The sequence below is a fragment of the Brevundimonas sp. genome, from assembly GCF_032107865.1.
In the GTDB taxonomy this organism is placed as follows: domain Bacteria; phylum Pseudomonadota; class Alphaproteobacteria; order Caulobacterales; family Caulobacteraceae; genus Brevundimonas.
On record NZ_DAMCNG010000241.1, the window covers coordinates 1,042 to 3,810 of the forward strand.

Below are 2,769 nucleotides of genomic sequence, written 5' to 3' on the forward strand. Positions count from 1 at the left end.
GGATCCTCGGGTCAAGCCCGAGGATGACGGCGGTTAGGGCGGGGCGGGTAGGCGCAGTTGGAGGAACGGCCCATGTCTGACCTCGACTTCTCTCCCAATCACCTCGAGATCGAACGCCGGGTCGAGGCCCTGTTGTTCGCCGCCGCCGCGCCGTTGTCGCTGGCCGAGATCGCGCGCCGCCTGCCCGAGGGCGCCGACGTTGGTGGGGCGCTGACCGCGCTTCAGGCGCGCTATCAGGGCCGCGGGGTCGAGCTGGACTGCGTGGCCGAGCGCTGGCGGTTCCGCACCGCGCCCGACCTCGGCTTCCTGATGACCGAGGAGCGCGAGGAGCCGCGCCGCCTGTCCAAGGCCGCGCTCGAGACCCTGGCCATCATCGCCTACCACCAGCCCTGCACCCGCGCCGAAGTCGAGAGCGTGCGCGGGGTTTCCCTGTCCAAGGGGACGCTGGACCTGCTGCTGGAGATGGACTTCGTGCGTCTGCGCGGACGGCGTCGCACGCCGGGACGGCCCGTCACCTACGCCACGACCGACCGCTTCCTGGAGCATTTCAGCCTGGCCAGCCTCTATGATCTGCCGGGCGTGCAGGAGATGAAGGCGGCGGGCCTGCTGGACCTCTCCATGCCGGTCGGGTTTGAGGTGCCGGACCCTTCGCGAGCCGGGGACGACGAGGGCGAGGATCTGTTGACCGGGCTGGACGACGGCGCGCCCGAATTCGCCCAGGATTTCGTCAGCGAGGACGAAGAGTCGCAACCTTAGCCGGGACGGAACGTCGCGCCCCCAAGAAATGTCGGAAAGTCATGGACTTAAGTCCAGGGCGCACCGCCTTGACCTGAGGCCGTCTCGCCTATAGGTTCCGCGCCGAAATTCAGACCCGTTTCGGCCCTGCGCCGGACGCTGAGCGAACAGGCCCATGTCCCCGACGAAGGAATCGCGCGAAGAGGCGATCAAACGCCTCCACGAAAGCGCATCCGCATTGGAGGCGAAGGCCCAGGCCGGGCAATCGGCTGAGTTCGCCGCACACGCGGTCACGGGCCAGGCCTATAAGATCATCGCCGAGCTTCTCGGCGGTGTTTTCGTTGGTTTGGCTATCGGGTTCGGGGTGGACCGGTTCTTTGGAACCTCGCCCTGGGGCCTTCTGGTCGGGGTCCTTCTGGGCTTCGCACTGGCGATCTACATGGCGCGTCGCACAGCCAACCGGCTGATGGCGCAGGCCCTGGCGGCAGGAGTGACGGGTGAAGCCGTTCCCTACGTCGAGGCCGGCGAAAAAGAAGACTAAGGAGCGAGAGGCCCGTGGCCGATCCGATTCACCAGTTTCAGGTTACGCCCCTGGCGGATTTCGGCAGCGTCACGCTTCCGTTGGTCGGCGAGGTCAGCCTGGCCTTCACCAATTCGCACCTGGCGATGACCATCGCTTTCGGCATGGCCGTGCTGTTCCTGACAGTGGCCACCTCGGGCGCCAAGGTGGTGCCGGGCCGGATGCAGGCGGCGGGCGAGACCCTGTTCGGCATGATCGACAATCTGGCCGCGTCCACGATCGGCCATGAGTCGCGCAAGTATTTCCCCTTCGTCTTCACCCTGTTCATGTTCATCCTGATGATGAACCTGCTGGGCATGTTCCTGACCTTCACCGCCACCTCGCAGCTGGCCGTCACGGCCACCCTGGGCGTGCTGACCTTCCTGGTCGTGGTCGGCGTCGGCATCGCCAAGAACGGCCTGGGCTTCTTCGGCTTGTTCTGGCCGACCAGCGCGCCGCTGGTGCTGCGCCCGGTCGTCGGTCTGATCGAGTTCTTCTCCTTCCTGCTGCGCCCCTTCACCCTGGCCCTGCGTCTGTTCGGCAACCTGCTGGGCGGCCACCTGGCGCTGAAGATCTTCGCCGGCTTCGTGGTGTCCCTGGGCGCCCTGGCCGTCGCCGGCGGCGTGGGCCTGTTCGCTCTTCCGGTCGCCGCCCTGTCGCTGGGCATGGTGATCGCCCTGACCGCTTTCGAGTTCCTGGTGGCCTTCCTCCAGGCGTTCGTCTTCGCCGTTCTGACCTGCATCTACCTCAATGATGTGGTCAACCTGGGCCATGGCCACTAAGGCTGCGGACCAGTAAGTAACCCCACCCTCCAACGCTCCAAGAAACTAGGAAATCATCATGGACGCTGAAGCCGCCAAGTTCATCGGCGCTGGTATCGCCACCATCGGCATGGTCGGTTCGGCCCTGGCCGTCGGCAACATCTTCGGCCAATTCCTGGCCGGCGCCCTGCGCAACCCGGCCGCTGCGGCCTCGCAGGTCGGCAACCTGTTCGTGGGCGCCGCCCTCGCCGAAGCCCTGGGCATCCTGGCCTTCGTGCTCGGCATCCTGATCTGGCTCGGCTAATACCGAACCCCTGATCTGCGGCGGCGCGCCCATTAGCGGCTGCGCCGCCGCATTTGCTTTCACGACGGATCATTATGGCAGCCACTCCCTCAGCTCCGCCGCCGGTCTTGCCGGTGGAACAGGCCGTTGAATACGCGGCCGAAACCGGGCACGTGCCCGCCAACGCGGCTGCCGCCGCCGCCGAGCATGACGCCGGCGGACTGCCGCAGTTCGAGTTCCAGCACTGGGCCGGGCAGGTTGTTTACCTGCTGATCCTGTTCGTCATCCTATATCTGCTCATCGCCAAGGTCTTCGCGCCGCGTCTGCGCCGCGTGATCGACGAGCGGGCCGACACCATTTCCACGGCCGTCGCCACGGCGCGCTCGGTCCAGACCGAGGCCGCCGCCCAGGCCGACGCCGCCCGCGCCGAG

Annotated in this window: 4 protein-coding genes and 1 pseudogene; all 5 read left to right on the forward strand. The window is 66.8% G+C overall.

Annotation, left to right across the window (positions count from 1 at the left end; translation table 11 throughout):
- Nucleotides 1–72: 72 nt before the first annotated feature.
- Nucleotides 73–756, forward strand: coding sequence for an SMC-Scp complex subunit ScpB (scpB, locus tag RT567_RS14695; protein ID WP_313576998.1), 684 nt, complete (start codon nucleotides 73–75; stop codon nucleotides 754–756).
- A gap of 154 nt (nucleotides 757–910) precedes the next feature.
- On the forward strand, nucleotides 911–1,276 hold the full coding sequence (locus RT567_RS14700; protein WP_313576999.1) for an AtpZ/AtpI family protein: 366 nt from the start codon (nucleotides 911–913) through the stop codon (nucleotides 1,274–1,276).
- A gap of 14 nt (nucleotides 1,277–1,290) precedes the next feature.
- Complete coding sequence (locus RT567_RS14705; RefSeq protein ID WP_046651757.1) at nucleotides 1,291–2,076, forward strand: F0F1 ATP synthase subunit A; 786 nt, start codon at nucleotides 1,291–1,293, stop codon at nucleotides 2,074–2,076.
- Nucleotides 2,077–2,134: 58 nt separating this feature from the next.
- Nucleotides 2,135–2,359, forward strand: coding sequence for a F0F1 ATP synthase subunit C (locus RT567_RS14710; RefSeq protein ID WP_087140839.1), 225 nt, complete (start codon nucleotides 2,135–2,137; stop codon nucleotides 2,357–2,359).
- A 74-nt stretch (nucleotides 2,360–2,433) separates the two neighbouring features.
- A pseudogene (locus RT567_RS14715) lies at nucleotides 2,434–2,769 on the forward strand (hypothetical protein); the annotation flags it as partial.